Below are 15,189 nucleotides of genomic sequence, written 5' to 3'. Positions count from 1 at the left end.
CGGGCAGAGACCAGGAGACGTCATGGGCAAGTTCACCGTCACGAACGAGATCAACTGCAACGAGGAGACGTTCTGGAAGGTCTTCTTCGACAAGGAATTCAACGAGAAGCTCTACAGGGGCCACCTGGGCTTCCCCGACTTCCGCGTCCTCGACCAGCGCGACAGCGACACCGAGACGACCCGCAAGGTCGCCGGGACGCCCAAGATGAACGTGCCCGGCCCCGTGGCCAAGGTGCTCGGCTCGAACTTCAGCTACACGGAAGAAGGCCGGTTCCTCAAGGCGACCAAGGTCTGGTCGTGGAAGATGACCCCCGGCAACATGGCCGACAAGCTGCGCAACGAGGGCACGATGCGTATCGAGCGCGTCGGCGACACCAAGGTCCGCCGCGTCGCCGAGCTCGTCATCGAGGCAAAGGTCTTCGGCATCGGAGGCCTCATCGAGAGCTCCGCCGAAAAGCAGCTCCGCGACGGCTGGAACGATAGCGCCGTCTTCATGAACGACTGGGTCAAGACCCACACCTGACGAGACCCCTGCCCCGGACGCCCGCCCGCGCCCCCGACCACCTCGCCTGGACCGACGATTGCATCGCCCCGGGCATGAAAGGTCCGTCAAGGCGAGCGAGGGGGCCGAAGCCAACGCCGCGCAACGCACGAATCGCACAGCGTCGCGCGGACGAGCGCGGGAGCCCCATCACGTTCGGAGAGCCGGGCCGTACCCCCAAAGCACGCAAGGAGCCGCTGCACCTGCCCCACGTGGTCATCGTGGGCGGCGGCTTCGGCGGGCTCTACGCCGCCAAGGCCCTGCGCCACGCGCCCGTCCGAATCACCCTGCTCGACCGCAAGAACCACCACCTCTTCCAGCCGCTGCTTTATCAGGTCGCGACCGCAGGCCTGAACCCGGCCGAGATCGCCGCGCCGATCCGGCGCGTGCTGCGCGATCAACGAAACGTACGCGTACTCCTCGCCGAGGTGACGGGCGTCGATCCCAAACAACGAACGGTGACGTCGTCGGCAGGGACGTTCGGATACGATTATCTCATCGTCGCGACCGGCGCGAGCCACTCGTATTTCGGGCACGAGGAGTGGGCGGCCATGGCCCCGGGGCTGAAGAGCCTCGAAGACGCGCTGGAGATCCGGCGCCGCGTGCTGCTCGCATTCGAGAAGGCCGAGTGCTGCGCGCCCTCGCAGGAGGAGCGCGCCGCGTGGCTGACGTTCGTGATCGTGGGCGGAGGGCCGACGGGCGTGGAGCTCGCCGGGACGCTGGCCGAGGTCGCGCACCATACCGTGGCAAACGACTTTCGCGTGATCGATCCGACGGCCGCGCGAATCGTGCTGGTCGAGGGGATCGATCGCGTGTTGCCGACGTATTCGGCGCTGCTGTCGGCGCGCGCAGAAAGGCAGCTCCAGCGGCTCGGGGTGGAGGTGCGCACGAACGCCAGGGTGACGGGCATCGACGCGCAAGGGGTGCAGATCGGCGAGGAGCGTATCGCCGCGAAGACGGTGCTCTGGGCCGCGGGCGTAAAAGCCTCGCCGCTCGGACAGGCCCTCGGCGCGCCGCTCGATCGCGCCGGGCGGGTGAAGGTTTCACCGGATCTGTCGGTGCCCGGGCACCCGGAGATCTTCGTGATCGGCGACCTCGCCGTGCTGGAGCAGGACGGCTCGCCCGTGCCAGGCCTCGCGCCCGCGGCGATCCAGGAGGCGCGCCATACCGCGAAGAACATCGTGCGGTCGATCCAAGGAGAGGAGCGGCGGCCGTTTCGATACCTCGACAAGGGCACGCTCGCGACGATCGGGCGCAACGCGGCGGTGGCGGATCTCGGGCGCCTCGAGCTCTCGGGCTTCGTCGCGTGGCTCGCGTGGCTCCTGATTCACGTATTTTTCCTGATCGGGTTCCGGAATCGGCTCCTGGTGCTCTTCGATTGGGCCTTTTCCTACCTGACCTACGAGCGCAGCGCGCGGCTCATCACGGGAGACGGCCCGAAGGCAGCCCCGGCCGAGCCTGCGCCCCGGCGCTGAGCGGCGCGCGATTCTCCGAACGAACGCGGAAGGCCCCGCCGCCCTGGACGCGCGGCGGGGGCCGTGATAGCGTTCACAAAGGTCTTCGCCAGCACGCGTAGGCCGCACCTTTCTTTTCGCGGCGCCGGCGCGCGGCGCCCCCAACCCATTCGCCGGAGCACCAATGACCCACGAGCGCATGGCCAAAGGATTGACCCTGCTTTGTTTTGCGGCCGCGACGTTGTTCGCCGCCTGCAGCGGGGGGGATGAACCCGAGACGCCCGAGCAAAAATACTGCAATCAGCGCTGCGATTGCAACAAGTGTACGGAGCTGGAGCTCGGGTCCTGCCTCGACGACAAGATCAACCAGAAGGACGAGGCAGCGGACGCCGATTGCAAGGATGAATACTCGACATTCCTCACCTGCCTGACGGCCGACGCCGCCTGCAGCGACGGCGATTACGACGAGTCGGTGTGCTTCGCGGAAGAGAGCGATCTCGATTCGTGCCTGAGGCCGCCCCCGACGTGCAACCTCGTGAACAACGGCGTCTGCAATGAACCCGCGCCGAAGGGCGACGGGCTCTGCGCGGCGGGGTCCGATACGAAGGATTGCGCCATTCCGACCTGCCCCTCGGCCGGCGATGGGTTCTGCGACGAACCGGAAGGATCCGGGCTTTGCGCGGAGGGATCCGATCCGCTCGATTGCCCCGCCGAGACCTGCCAGACCTGCTACGACTTCATCCAGAGCCCAAACACGAGCACCCTCTGCGACGCGTCGGGCTCCATCTTCGCGGCCTACTTCGACTGCGCGTGTGTGGGGTCGTGCGCCGACTATTGCCAGGCGTCGCTGTGCTCCGGCGTCTCGCCGGACGCCGACTGCGACAATTGCATGGCAGCGCTCTGCCCGACCGAGTACGACGCCTGCCTCGCCGATTGACCCCGGCGCGCGCGTCACGCCCGAAGCGGGGTGCGCCCGTCCTGCGCACGTGCGTCCCCTACGCACGAGCCATCATCGCCGGATCCCTTCGATTCCCGCCTCCCCTGCCATTTCCTTCGCAATCGTCCGCTCTTCCCGATTGATATCGGGAATCGCCTGCCCACCCGCGGCCGAGTCCGCCTGGCATTCTGTTTGCCCAGGTGTGCTCGGGGACGCCCGTTCGGCCGCCCGAGCCGCGCCCCCGGACGGGAAAGGGAGGGCAAACATGAACGTCGGGAAAGCATTCTTCGCAGGGATCGTCGGCGGCGCCGCCATGACGCTGATCATCGCCGCCGCCCGCGCGGCCGGCGCCTCGGCGGACGTCGCGCAGCTCCTCGGCACGTTGCCCGGCAATGCGCCGACCAGCCTGTCGTGGCTCGTCGGGTTCCTCGTGACCATCCTGATGTCGGGGCTCATCGGAATCGCCTACGGCGCCGTGTTCGAGACCATCACGCGGAGCGCAGGCGCCGCGACGGGCCTCAAGGTCTCGCTCGTGCACCTCGCGCTCGCGGGCATCTTCGTGGGCCTCGTCGGCTTGATGCACCCGCTCGTGCCCGAGGTCGTGGCCGCGCCGGGCTTCTTCATGTCGAGGTACGGCGGGCTCGGGATCCTCTCGTTCGTGGCCGCGCACCTCGCGTTCGGCGCCATCGTGGGCGCGCTCTACGAGACGGTGACGCCCGAGGAGACGGCGCAGCTCAAGTGATTCGCGTCGAGAGACAACAAAAGGAAAAAGGCGCGGGCCCGTCACAGGGCTCGCGCCTTTTTCGTCGTCGCGCCGCCGATCAGGTCGCCGCGGGCGGCGTCTCCGGATTGGACATCACGCCGCCGAGGGTCAGGCCCTCGTCGATCGATTTCACCGCGCGCTTGGCGCGCTTGCGGATGTCGACGTGCAGCGAGTCGTCGAAATTGATGGCCGAGAACGCGCCGCGCGCCTCGATCTTCTTTTCGAGGCCGAGGTAGGCCTCCGCCTCGTTCCAGCGGAGCTTCCAGTCGCGCTTGGCCAGGTTTTCGAGCTTGCCCGCGTCCTCGACGATCTCCTGGTAGCGCTTCTCGTTGCCGAGCTGCGTCCAGAGCTCGGCGCGGAGGTCGTCGTCCTCGGGGCGGAGCGCGACGGCCTTCTTGAGGAGGTCGATGCCCTCGTCCTTCGCGCCCGTGGCGATCTTCGCGCGCGCGAGCGAGCGCCACGCGCCGACCGCGTTCGGATGCGCGTCCGCGAACGCCGCGAGCGCCGGGATCGCGTTCGAGACGCCCTGGATGTTCGTGGCCGCGTCCGCAGGCCAGAAGCGATACTGGAGCGCGAGCAGATCCCCCGGATCCGCCTCGAGCGCCTTGTCGAGCGCCGCGCGCGCCTCGTCGACGTTGCCCGCAGCCGCGAGCGAGCGCCCGAGCTCGACGTATGCGCCCGCCGACTGCGCCTTCTCGACGTACGCCTTCGCCGCCGCGAGGGCATCGTCCCGCCGGCCGAGGTCACGCAGGGCCGCGATCTTCGCGAGCTCGCCGCGCTCGGCGGAGCCGGCATCCCCGAGCTTGATGATGCGCTCGGCGATCGCGAACACGACGATCGGGCGGGCCTCGCGCTCGTGGTACGCGAGCTGCTCCAGGTAATACGCGGCGTCGCGCGCCTCGGCATCCCACACGGAGGTGAGGTACTCGTCGACCTTGTCGCTGCGCACGTACGTGAGCGAGGCAGCGTCGCGCGGGTTCTCGTAGACCGGCACGAGGACGCCGAGCTTGGCGAGCGCGTCGAGCGCAGGCTGGCAGTCGGGCTGCGCCTCGAGCGCGAGGACGAACTCGTCGATCGCCGCGTCCTTGTTGCTCAGGGTCGCGTGGACCTGGCCGAGGCCCACGTGATAATCCGCGTCGCCCTCGAAGGTCTTGCGGAGCGACTGGTACGTCTTCAGCGCAGCCGGGTAATCACGCAGGGCCGTCTGCGCCGCGGCGAGGTTCAGGCGCGCGGCGTGATCGTCCGGATCCATCGAGGCGATGCGCTTGAGCGCGGAGAGCGCTTTTTCGAAGTCGTTCTCGGCGAAGCCCTTCTGCGCGCGATCGAGCAGCGGCGCCTTGTCGAGGAAGACCTCCAGCGCCGAGACGAGCTGGCTGTTCTTCTTGCGCCAGTTGCCATCCTTGCCCGCGGGCGAGTCGTTGAGGAACGACTTGATCCACTTGCGGGCGTTGTCGATGGACAGGCCTTTGTCGGCCAGACCCTCGAACTCGCTCTTGGGAATGGGGAGCTGCGGCGGCATCCCCTGGCGGCGAGACATCTTCGGGTCCAGAGCAATCATGACCCATTCTTCGTCTTTGCTCATCGCGGATCACGGTAGCGAAAGGCCGCTTCCGAGATCAAGCGCGGAAGGCTCGCGCCACGCCGCGTCAGGAGAAGCTGATCACGATCACGACGAGCACGAGGAGGACCACGCCGACGCCGATCGCGACGAGCACCGGCGTCGGCAATCCGAGCACGCGCGGCCGCAAGCGCGTGGTGAACGCGTCCGCATCGAGCTCGGGCGCGGGCAAGGCCCGATCCGGCAGGCGCGTCGCGCCCGGCGGGACGGAGCGACCTGGCACGGGCGGCGCCGGAGGGATGGGCGGCGGCGCAGGAATGGAAGGGGCCGCGATCGGAGGCACCGAGGGGGACGGTTTCGGCGCGAGGGCCGGGAGCGGCGCCGGCGGCGGGATCGGCGGCGGCGCCATGGCCCCGAAGCCCGGGGGCGGCGCGCTCACGCTCTGCGCGGCGGCGCCCTCGGTCGCGCGGGCCGAGCGCTCCATCGCGAGCGCGACTTCGAGCCGGCGCAGGCCATCCGTGACGCTTTGGGCTTTCCCGATCCGGAGCGCCTCCGCGGCGATCGCGGCCGCGTCGCTCGTGGCCTTGGCGAGCGCGGCCTTCCGCTCGGCGCGGGCGTACGCGGCCTTCGCCTCCTCGGCGAGGCGCATGGCCTCGATCGAGAGCCGCTCGGCCTCGCTGCGCAGCCGATCCTCGCCGGTCGGATCCGCGAAGACCGGAGGCGGCGGCGGCGCCGAGCCTGCGCTCCGGGCGGTGACGGGCGGCAAGGGCACGGAAGGATCGGGGGCGACGATCTGACCCGGCGGCGCCGAAGGCATGGAGCGCGCGGCCGTCGCGGCGCGCACCTTGCGCAGCATGTCGCCGATGGGCGCAGTCGGATCGTCGAGATCCTCGCTGTCGGCGGGCTCATCGTGGCGGCCAGGGCCGGGGGGGAGTTTGCCCTCGAGGACGGTCGCGAAGCTCGGCTGCAGGGCGCGTTTCTCGTCGGGGGCCTCGGGCGGGGGCGCGGGGCGCGCGGCGGCGACGTCGGCGGCGACGAGCTTCGGATCGAAGGGTTTGCCCCCTTTGAACTGCTGGCGCAGGAGCGCGAGCTGCTCGGGCGTGCCTTTGACGAGCGTCGGGACCTCTTCGCCCCAATCGACCTCGCCCTCGCCCGTGCCGCGCTCCGACGCGATCCGCGGCGCGTTCCGCAGCGTACCGACCCGCCGCGGCGTGACCTTCGCTTCGGCGGTCGTGTCCTCGGTGATCTCGTGCGCGTCCGTGCTCAGCGGGCCTGTGGCCTCGGCCGATCGTTTGGTGCCCGGACGTTCGGTGGGCGGAGGCGAGTCGCTGCGCTTCGGCGGGTCTTTCGGGAGCGGGGCCACGACCGAGCCGCCGGTGAACGTGGGCGGGCGGGGTTTTGCCTTTTTGACCTCGGGCGTCTGGCTCGCGATCACGCGCTCGAACCAGGCCATCTGGCGCATCGCGTTCCGGCGGACGAAGCGGCCGAGGGCCTCCTCGTTTTCCTCCATGTACCCGTGCGCGCTGAGCCACTCGTCGAGCCGCGCGAGGATCTCGGCGACCGACTGGAAGCGCGCCTTCGGATCCTTTTCGAGGCACTTGCTCACGATGCTGACGAGCTCGCGATCGATCCGCGGCCGGAGCTTGAAGAGATCGGCCGGGGGCGCGGTCATGAGCATGCGCGCGAGCTCCATGTCGTTCGGCGCGACCCAGGGCCTGCGCGCCGCGAAGAGCTCGAAGAGCATGACGCCGAGCGAGAAGATGTCGGCACGCGCGTCGATGTTGTTGCCCGTGGCCTGCTCGGGGGAGATGTACTCGAGCTGGCCCTTCACCATGCCCGTGAGCGTGCGCGTGAGCCGTTGCTTCGCCTTGGCGAGGCCGAAGTCGGTGATCTTCACGTCTCCCTGGAACGAACAGAGCACGTTGCCGGGCGTGAGATCGCGGTGGACGAGGTACAGCGGCTCGCCGCTCGGCGCGCGCAGGGCGTGCGCGGTGCCGAGGCCACGACAGATCTGGCGTGCGAGGAAGACGACCATCCGCTCGGTGAACGCCTCGCCCGTGTCGAAGATCGTCTTCATGAGCCGCGCCAGCGAGACGCCCTGCACGAGCTCGACGGCGAGGTAGAGCCCCTGATCGTCGCTGCCCCAGCCCACGACCTCGACCACGTTCGGGTGCCGGAGCGCTCCGGTCATCCACATCTCGTCGCGGAACTGGGCGACGAACGCGGGATCACTGGCGAGGTGCGGGTGGAGGCGCTTGACGGCGACGAGGCGACCCTCGGCGGGGCCGTAGGTCACGCGGCAAAGATCGACCTTCGCCGACTCCCCGGCCGCGATCTCCGCGAGCACAAGGAAGGAGAGCGCGGACGGGTCTTGCCCAGGAGGCGGCGGCATTCGCGGGTCAGTGTATCAAACCGTTTGCCGCGCCGCAGCGATCGCTTGCGAGAGTCCGCCGAGGTTTGCCTTGAGGTGCACGTCGAGGTGATCGTCCTTGGTACGGATCGCCCGGACCGAGGCGACGGGCAGGACGATCGAGAGATAACGACGAACCTTGGGGTTTTCCGCGATCTTGGGCACCTTCATGAGGTCGAGCGTGAGGCGGTCGTCCTTGGCCTCGACCAGCATGGGCGGACGCTTCGGCATGAAGGCGACGAGGTTGCCGGGCTTCGAGAGATCGAGCGCGCCGGATTTGAGGAGGCCGGCGAGCGGCGAGCTCGAGTCGCCGAGCACGGTGAGGGTGAGGCCCTCGATGCGGACCCCGATGCGCATCTCGGTCAAAGAGATGGCGATCTCCTCGATGTGAAGGATGAGCGAGGCGCGCAGCGGCGTGCCCATGGCATCGACGGTCGCGGCGATCCGCACGCCGGGCGGCGCGGCCTCGATGACGATGTCCTTCGGGGCTTTCTTGTTGTCCGGGACGAACTCGCGCGCGAGGTAACGCAGGGCATCCATGGGGATGGAGGCGCGCAGGCCGAGGGCGCTGCGCAAGGCGCGGACGATCTCCTCGGGGTGCTCTTTCAGGTAGTTGCCAGCGGTGCGGGCGAGGACGCGGGGATCAGGCTTGGGCATACGAGGGGGTAGAACCTTCGCAGAGGTGCGCTCTTCCGCGCAAGGGGCGCGAACGGGAGGTTCGTGACGGCGAAGGATGCAGCGCGTCGAGGCTCTTTTTCTGCGGATCGATTGGGTCCACAATGGAGGGCATGCGTGGAGCGTTCGCTTTCTTCTTGGCGGGGATCGTGGGCATGGCCGCATGTGGCACCGGGGGCGGCGTCGATGTCGTGCCGAGCGGCGCCACGACGGGCGCGGGCGCTTCCGGGGGCGCGGGCGGATCGGGCGGCGACGGGGGCGCGGGCGGCGACGCGACGGGGGGCGGCGGATCGGGCGGCGTACCGGGGGCGTGGTGCGCGCCGATCCCGGCCTGCGACGCGCCTCCCCCGCCGCCGGGAGAGGCCGTCGACTGGAACGCGGTGATCCCGCCCTTCGGCGCGCCGAACCACCGCGGGCGGGATCTCTTCCTGAACCCGGGCGATCCGCAGTGGATCCTGGCGAAGTTCTCGTACGGGACCTTCGACGACGACATCAAGGGCGAGTACGTCGACGTCTACGTGCAGCGCGACTGCGCAGGCGCGTGGGAGCACCTCGGGACCGCGACGACGACCGAGGACGGCGAGCACGCGACGGTCGAGGGCGTGGAGGACACGGGAGGGCGCGTCTACTTCGAGATCCCGAAGGAGAAGGCTCTCGGGCTCGGGAGACACAGGGCTCATCTCGTTGTCAAGGGCGACCTCTCGACGACGGACCTCTTCCTCGAGGTCGTTCCGAAAGGGACGCCGGTCTTCGTGAGCGACATCGACGGGACGCTGACGACCTACGAGACGGAGGAGTTCGTCGCGCTCGCCCAGGGGGCGCTGCCGGAGGTGCGAAAGGACGCGGCGAAGCTCTTCGACGTGCTCGTTTCGAAGGGCTATCACCCGTTTTACATGACCGCCCGGCCCGAATGGCTGGGGGCGCGGACGCGAGCGTTCCTCGATCAAAACGGTTTTCCGCACGGGATCGTGCACACGACGCTGACGAAGTCGGGCGCGCTCGGGAGTGAGGCGTCCACGTACAAGACCGGCGAGCTCACGATGCTCGCGCAAAAAGGAATGATCCCCACCTACGCCTTCGGCAATACGGACACCGACGCCGCGGCCTATTTCAACGCGATGGTGCAGCCCGACGAGCGGCGCGTGTTCATCGAGTTCGACGATACGGTGCACGGCGGTCGCCGGATCGAGAGTTACACAGAGCTGCTCGCCGAGGCCGAGGCGCTGCCGAGCCTCTGCCAATGAGCGCCGTCGCGGGCGGATCGAGATTCTCCGGCAACTTCCACCCCTCCGCGAAAGCATGAAACTGCGGGGCGCCCGGGCCGTGAATCCCAGCCGCGATTCGTTATGCTGACAGCCGTGGCTCCGAGCGCGCCGGCCGATCGCGATTCCCCCCCGAAAGCCGCGCCACCGCGACGACCGGGACGGGTGCGCCGCGCGCTCGCAGCGGGCGCGGCCACGCTCGGGCTCTGCGCGGTGTTCACCGGGTCCGCCGTCCTCGCCGTCGGCCTCCACCTCGACGTCGGCCCGTTCCGCCGCCTCGCGCGGGACGTCGCGAACCAGGCGCTCGGATCGCTCTTCGAAGGGACGATCGTCGTCTCGGAGATCGATCACCTCGCGCTCGACGAGGTGTCGATCCGATCGGCCGTCACGCGCGATGCGCGCGGCACGGAGATCATCCGGGCGAATGGGATCCAGGGGCGCTTCGACCTCGTACGGTTTGCCCGCGCGTCGCTCTTCGGCACGGGCGAACGCTCGCTCGTCTTCCAGCACATCCGGATCGAGGAGGCCGAGGTGCTGCTCGAGCGCGGGCCCGATCAGACCTTCGGGGTCCAGACGGCGTTCACGCTGCGGCCGACGCCACCGAAGCCCAAGAAGCCGAAGAAGCCGGGCGAGGTGGACCGGGCGGCCGAGCGACCGACGACGGTGGTGCTCGAGCGCATCGAGATCGGCCACGCGCACGTGCACGGGCAGGTGGCGCCGCCGCGCGCGCTCGACGCCGACATCACGCGCCTGTTCGCGTCGGTGCACGTGAGCCCGCGTGGGGTCGCCGTGGACGTGGAGCACACGGGCATCCGGGAGCGCTCGATCGCGCCGGTGCCGCTCGCGGGCACGTTCGATTACCACCTGCACATCGACACGCCGCCCGAGGCGACGACGACGAGCGGGGCGCCCGACCCGACGAGCCCGGCCAGCGTCGTGCGGATGTGGAGCAGCTTCGCGGGGCGCGCGGGGCCGCTCGAGGTGCAAGCGCGCGCGGCGCTCGAAGGCGCGCACGTCACCGCGGCGGTCGAGCTTCCGCGCGCCGAGCCCGCGGATCTCAGGCTGCTCGTGCCGGATTTGCCGCTGCGGGAGCGCGTCTCCGCGAAGGTCACGCTCGAAGGGGACGTGCCCTCGTTCGAGGTCGAAGGGCGGCTCGATGTGATGCCCGCGGAGCGTTCGCCGGGCTCGATCGCGCTGCGGGGCAAGCTCGACGTGGCGAATGGGGCGCGGCTCGCGCTCGACGTGACCGCGGACGACGTCGATCCGCGCATGTTCGTGGAGGGTTTGCCCGAGACGAACGTGGACATGAACGCGCGGCTCAAGCTCGACACGAACCCCGCGCTGCGGCTCGTGGCCGATGCGAGGACCGAGCCGACGGTCGTGCAGCAGCAGGCGGTGCCGGCGGCCGACGTGCACCTGGTCTACGATCACGGCGAGCTCGAAGGCCGCGTGACGTTGTACGAGCAGGGCGCGCCCACGTCCGGCTCGTTCATCGTGCGCCCGGGCGGCGCCGTGCGGTTCGAGGCGGAGACGTCCGTCGCGTCGCTCGAAGCGGCGCCGCGGCTCGCGGGCCCGGCCACGGGCAGCGCGCGTGTGCAGGTGCAGGGGACGATCAGCGCGGGAAAGATCGACGCGCGTGCCTTCGGCTCGGTGCGCGCTCTGCACGCGAAGGGCGGCGTGTCGCTCGAACGAGGCCGCGTGGAAGGGCGCATCCGCGGGCCCTTCGAAAAACTCGACGTCGAGGCCGCGCTCGAAGGCGAAGGCCTCATCGCGGGCGGGCGCAGCGCGGACAAGGTGACGGCGCGCGTGAGCGGGCCGGTCGTGGCGCCGAGGGTGGAGGCGCGGCTCGAAGGCGGCGACGTGGGCGAGCTCGAAGCGTCCGCGCGCATCGAGACGAAAGAGAAGAGCGCACGCGAGGTGGCGGTGCGGCTCTCGCGCGAGGGCGAGCGGATCGAGGGCAAAGCAAAGCGCATCGCGATGCGCGGTGGGGCGCTCGCGATCGAGGGGATCTCGGCCGAGGGGCCGGGCGTGGGCTCCCTCCAAGGGTCACTCGCGGTGGACGGGCCCGAGTTCACGGGAAAGCTCAAGGGCGAAGGCGTGGACCTCGGGCGGCTCGGTCGGCTGCTGGATCTCGATCGCAACTTGCGGGGCCTCGCGGACGTGGACATCGCGCTCGCGCGCACGAGGGAAGGGCGCAAGGGGCATGTGCACCTGCAGATCGAGGAGGGGACGTTCTCCGCAGGGGGCTTGCCGATCACGGGCGCGAGCGGCTCGCTCGTGGCGACGTTCGATGGCTCGCATGCGGCGATGGATGGCACGTTCCGCCTCGTCGATCGCGACAAGAGCGGCGCGGAGGACGCGTGCAACGGTTCGATCGCCGAGGTGCGGATCTCCGGCGCCGAGGGGAACTTGCGCGGGTCGCTCCTGGAGCCGTCGACGTGGGCGCATCTCACGGGTGTGGCGCGTGTGGACGCGCCCGACTGGGATCTGCGGTGCATCGCGCGGCGCCTGCCGGTCGCGCTCGTCCTCAGCGAGGTCTCGGGTCGCCTCGGCACGGGCTTCACGATCGAGCGGCCTGCGGGGCAGCGGTTCGTGTCGGTGCGCGACCTCGACGTGCGCACGCGTGACCTCGTGATCGCGGGGCCCGTGGGGTTCGGCGAAGACAAACCCGCGTGGGAATCGCGCGCGATGGACGTCGCGCTCTCCGGATCGGTGAACGGCGCGACGGGCGCGACGGACGTGACGCTCTCGCTGCTCGACACGTCGACGATGGTGGAGCTCGCGACCCACGTGGATCTCGATCTCCCGACGCTCGTCGACGATCCGAAGAAGCGGCGCGCCTCGCTGCTCGCGTCGCGCGGGACGGCCGAGCTCACGATCCCGCGGCGAACGGTGCGCTCGTTCCAGAGCTTGCCCACGGTCCTGCGCGAGGCGCTCCCGCCGATCCGCGGCGCGATCGCGCTCTCCGCGTCGGCGAGCGGGACCTTGGAGCGGCCGGCAATCCGCGTGAACGCGCACGGGTTCGGCCTCGCGCACGACACACGGACGCTCGGCCCGAGCCCGTGGGCATTCCCCGTTGACGTGGACGCGACCGCGACCTACGACGCGAGCAAGGCGACCCTGCGCGCGGCCGTGCGCAAGGACGCGCGCGAGCTCGTCATGGTCGAAGCGAACGCCGACGTCGACCTCGCCGCGTTGCGCGCGGGCCGCGACATCCCGCCGCGCGGCGACGCACGCGCGACGCTCCGGGATCTACCGCTGGAGCTCATCCCGTTCTTCGCGGATCGAGATGTCGCGGGCCGCGTGAGCGGCGTCCTCCGCTTCGAGCAGCGCGGCGTCGAGCCCCAAGCTGCGGCGCGCATCGAGGTGTCGGGCCTGGAGCTCGGCAGCCAGTCGGCCTTCGATCGCGCCACGCTGGAGCTCTCGATCGGAAACCCCGGCGGCGCAGGGAACCCCGCGCGCGGCGTGGCGCAGCTCGAGCTCGTCGGTCGTGGCGGCGGGCGCATCGACGCCACGGGGTACGCGGGCGTCGACTGGCAAGGCATCGTCCCGCAGATCGACGCGACGCGGCCCGCGGACTTGCTCCTCAAGGCGAACCAATTCCGCCTCGCGAGCCTCACGCCGCTCGTCTCCGGGACGCTCTCGCGGCTCGACGGATCGCTCAACGGGGATCTGCGCGTCGGCCTGCATCGCTTCGGCGAGGACGACGGGCGCATCGAGGCGAACATGGAGGTACACAACGGCGTCTTCCACGTCCCGCAGATCGGCCAGGAGTTCAAGAACACGCACGTCTCGATCCGCACGACGGACAAGGGCGAGCTGCGCTTCGACGACCTCCGCGCCGAGGGCATCAGCGGCGCGGTGGAAGGGTTCGCGGTCGTGCAGATGAAGGGCCTCGCCTTCCATAAGGCGAACGGCGAGCTCACGATCGATCGCGACGAGGAGCTGCCCGTGACGTTCGAGGGTGTGCCGCTCGGGCACGCGCACGGGAGGATCGTGCTCGCGGCGGAGAAGAAGGAGCGCGAGGTGTCGCTCACCGTGAGCGTGCCCGATCTTCATCTCGCCCTGCCTGCGTCGAGCACGCGCGGCGTGCAGTCGCTCGATCCCAATCCCGACGTCGTGGTCTCGCACGCGCTCGGCCCGCCGAAGGAGGAGCGCGCGAAGGACGCGCTCGCGTATCTGATCACGTTCGAACTCGGCGACATCACGATCGTGGGGATGGGCGCGGATGTCGACCTCACGGGCGGCAGCACGCCGCCGCGCATCTCGCTCACGGACGAGACGCAGCTCTCGGGCGACGTCGAGGTCAGCCGCGGCTCGTTCGAGATCGTGGGCAAGAAGTTCGAGCTCGAACGAGGCCTGCTGCGCCTGCGGCCGGAAGAAGCAGGCAACCCCTACGTGAACGTGACGGCGCGCTGGGACGCGCCCGACGGCACGCGCGTGTTCGTCGACTACGTGGGAGATCTCAAGCCGATCACCGAGCAAAAGCTCCGCTTCCGATCGAGCCCGCCGATGTCGCAGCAGGCGATCCTGTCGATGATCCTCATCGGCGACACGCCCGAGTCGAAGGACACGCAGTCGCAGGCGACGGCGCAGGCATCGCCGCGCGCCACCGACGTGGCGGCGGGCGTGGTGGGCGGCGAGATCGCCTCGGCGCAGATCAACGCGATCCTGTCGCAGATCGCGCCGCTCCGAGGTCTGTCCACGCGCGTCGGGACGACCGAGGCCGGCAGGCTCCGCACGACGGTGATCTACGAGCTCGGCGACACCGTGACCGCGCAGGCGAGCTACGAGGGTTCACCCGCGTCGAGCCGCCTCGAAGGCATCCAGAGCCCCACAGGCGCGACGCAGGGCACGGAGAACCGCACGGAGCTGAACCTCGACTGGCGCTTCAAGCGCAACTGGGCGCTGCGCGGATCGTTCGGCTTCGGAGGAATCAACCAGCAGCCGAGCTCCGGCCTCGATCTGTTCTGGCAGTACCGCTACTAGACCGCGCGCTCCGAGAGCTCTGCGGACACGTCGCCCACGCGCACGATCGGAGGCTCCGCCGACACGAGCAGCGGCGCGAGGCCGGCCTGCGCGTGCCGCGAGAACCGCGCGTCCTCCGCGCCCGCCTTGACCCGCGCGAACACCACACCGTCACTCGACACCGAGAGCACGCGCGGATCGAGCCGCTCCTCCGTGCCATCCGAGAGCACGAGGAGCGCCCTCTGGCCCTCGTCCTCGACGCGGACGAAGCGCACGACGAACGGCGTCTCCTCGGCGCGGAAGTAACACCAGTCGTAGCCGTTCGTCAGGATGAGCCGCCCATCCTCGGGGTGCCGCGCGATCCAGCGATGGAGCGCCTCTTCGAGCGCAGGGTGGTCCACGCGCGCGCCGTCGTGCCAAAAGCGACCCTCGCGATCGAGCACGATCGTACTCTCGCGCGACGTGCCCGGCGGGGGCGCGAGCCTGTAAAAGTCGGGGTGATCGCCGGGCTTCATGGTCGTCTCCTGTCCGGCCGCCCGTTCAGCGGCGACCTGTCCATAGGGCCGACGGCGCGCGGCGTCACGCCCGCTGCACGCCGTCGGGGCTGCGATCACGCCCGCG

General features: G+C 70.0%; 10 protein-coding genes. 6 read left to right on the top strand and 4 right to left on the bottom strand.

All coding sequences use genetic code 11. The features are described 5' to 3' along the window. Positions 1-22 precede the first annotated feature (22 nt). The 4 genes from QHF89_RS13850 (at position 23) to QHF89_RS13835 (ending at position 3,674) form a co-directional block, all read left to right on the top strand. Positions 23-523: a DUF2505 domain-containing protein gene (locus tag QHF89_RS13850; RefSeq protein ID WP_136969692.1), complete on the top strand. Its 501-nt coding sequence runs from the start codon at positions 23-25 to the stop codon at positions 521-523. 221 nt (positions 524-744) lie between these two features. After that, complete coding sequence (locus QHF89_RS13845; protein ID WP_342763961.1) at positions 745-2,016, top strand: NAD(P)/FAD-dependent oxidoreductase; 1,272 nt, start codon at positions 745-747, stop codon at positions 2,014-2,016. A gap of 163 nt (positions 2,017-2,179) precedes the next feature. Continuing rightward, on the top strand, positions 2,180-2,932 hold the full coding sequence (locus QHF89_RS13840; RefSeq protein WP_136933226.1) for a hypothetical protein: 753 nt from the start codon (positions 2,180-2,182) through the stop codon (positions 2,930-2,932). Positions 2,933-3,197: 265 nt separating this feature from the next. Continuing rightward, positions 3,198-3,674: a hypothetical protein gene (locus QHF89_RS13835; protein WP_136933225.1), complete on the top strand. Its 477-nt coding sequence runs from the start codon at positions 3,198-3,200 to the stop codon at positions 3,672-3,674. Between the two features lie 79 nt (positions 3,675-3,753). Here the strand turns inward: QHF89_RS13835 and QHF89_RS13830 are convergent, their stop codons facing one another. From QHF89_RS13830 to QHF89_RS13820, 3 genes are all read right to left on the bottom strand, one after another. Continuing rightward, positions 3,754-5,277, bottom strand: a complete 1,524-nt coding sequence (locus QHF89_RS13830; RefSeq protein ID WP_136969690.1) for a tetratricopeptide repeat protein — start codon at positions 5,275-5,277, stop codon at positions 3,754-3,756. 64 nt (positions 5,278-5,341) lie between these two features. Further along, entirely contained in the window at positions 5,342-7,645 is a 2,304-nt protein-coding gene (locus QHF89_RS13825; RefSeq protein WP_136969689.1) for a serine/threonine-protein kinase, read from the bottom strand. A 15-nt stretch (positions 7,646-7,660) separates the two neighbouring features. Next, the gene (locus tag QHF89_RS13820; protein WP_136933222.1) at positions 7,661-8,320 is read right to left on the bottom strand and encodes a hypothetical protein; all 660 of its coding nucleotides are present in this window, start codon (positions 8,318-8,320) and stop codon (positions 7,661-7,663) included. Positions 8,321-8,451: 131 nt separating this feature from the next. On the opposite strand from QHF89_RS13820, the gene QHF89_RS13815 reads away from it, so the two are divergent. Together QHF89_RS13815 and QHF89_RS13810 are read left to right on the top strand one after the other, a co-directional pair. Beyond that, positions 8,452-9,582, top strand: a complete 1,131-nt coding sequence (locus tag QHF89_RS13815; protein ID WP_136933221.1) for an LNS2 domain-containing protein — start codon at positions 8,452-8,454, stop codon at positions 9,580-9,582. 183 nt (positions 9,583-9,765) lie between these two features. Continuing rightward, complete coding sequence (locus QHF89_RS13810; RefSeq protein WP_284720453.1) at positions 9,766-14,589, top strand: translocation/assembly module TamB domain-containing protein; 4,824 nt, start codon at positions 9,766-9,768, stop codon at positions 14,587-14,589. On the opposite strand, the gene QHF89_RS13805 is transcribed toward QHF89_RS13810, so the two are convergent. Next, on the bottom strand, positions 14,586-15,083 hold the full coding sequence (locus QHF89_RS13805; RefSeq protein ID WP_136969687.1) for a hypothetical protein: 498 nt from the start codon (positions 15,081-15,083) through the stop codon (positions 14,586-14,588). The genes QHF89_RS13810 and QHF89_RS13805 overlap by 4 nt on opposite strands. Positions 15,084-15,189 lie beyond the last annotated feature (106 nt).

This window comes from Polyangium sorediatum, from assembly GCF_029946465.1.
In the GTDB taxonomy this organism is placed as follows: Bacteria; Myxococcota_A; Polyangia; order Polyangiales; family Polyangiaceae; genus Polyangium; species Polyangium fumosum.
The sequence above is the reverse complement of the archived record's forward strand: the minus strand, read 5'-3'. Positions and strand labels throughout refer to the sequence as shown.

Bases quoted from the DNA above. Each gene is read 5' to 3' on its own strand.
- QHF89_RS13815 (WP_136933221.1), top strand. From the start codon at position 8,452: ATGCGTGGAGCGTTCGCTTTCTTCTTGGCGGGGATCGTGGGCATGGCC.
- QHF89_RS13840 (WP_136933226.1), top strand. From the start codon at position 2,180: ATGACCCACGAGCGCATGGCCAAAGGATTGACCCTGCTTTGTTTTGCG.
- QHF89_RS13825 (WP_136969689.1), bottom strand. From the start codon at position 7,645: ATGCCGCCGCCTCCTGGGCAAGACCCGTCCGCGCTCTCCTTCCTTGTG.
- QHF89_RS13835 (WP_136933225.1), top strand. From the start codon at position 3,198: ATGAACGTCGGGAAAGCATTCTTCGCAGGGATCGTCGGCGGCGCCGCC.
- QHF89_RS13805 (WP_136969687.1), bottom strand. From the start codon at position 15,083: ATGAAGCCCGGCGATCACCCCGACTTTTACAGGCTCGCGCCCCCGCCG.
- QHF89_RS13850 (WP_136969692.1), top strand. From the start codon at position 23: ATGGGCAAGTTCACCGTCACGAACGAGATCAACTGCAACGAGGAGACG.
- QHF89_RS13820 (WP_136933222.1), bottom strand. From the start codon at position 8,320: ATGCCCAAGCCTGATCCCCGCGTCCTCGCCCGCACCGCTGGCAACTAC.
- QHF89_RS13830 (WP_136969690.1), bottom strand. From the start codon at position 5,277: ATGAGCAAAGACGAAGAATGGGTCATGATTGCTCTGGACCCGAAGATG.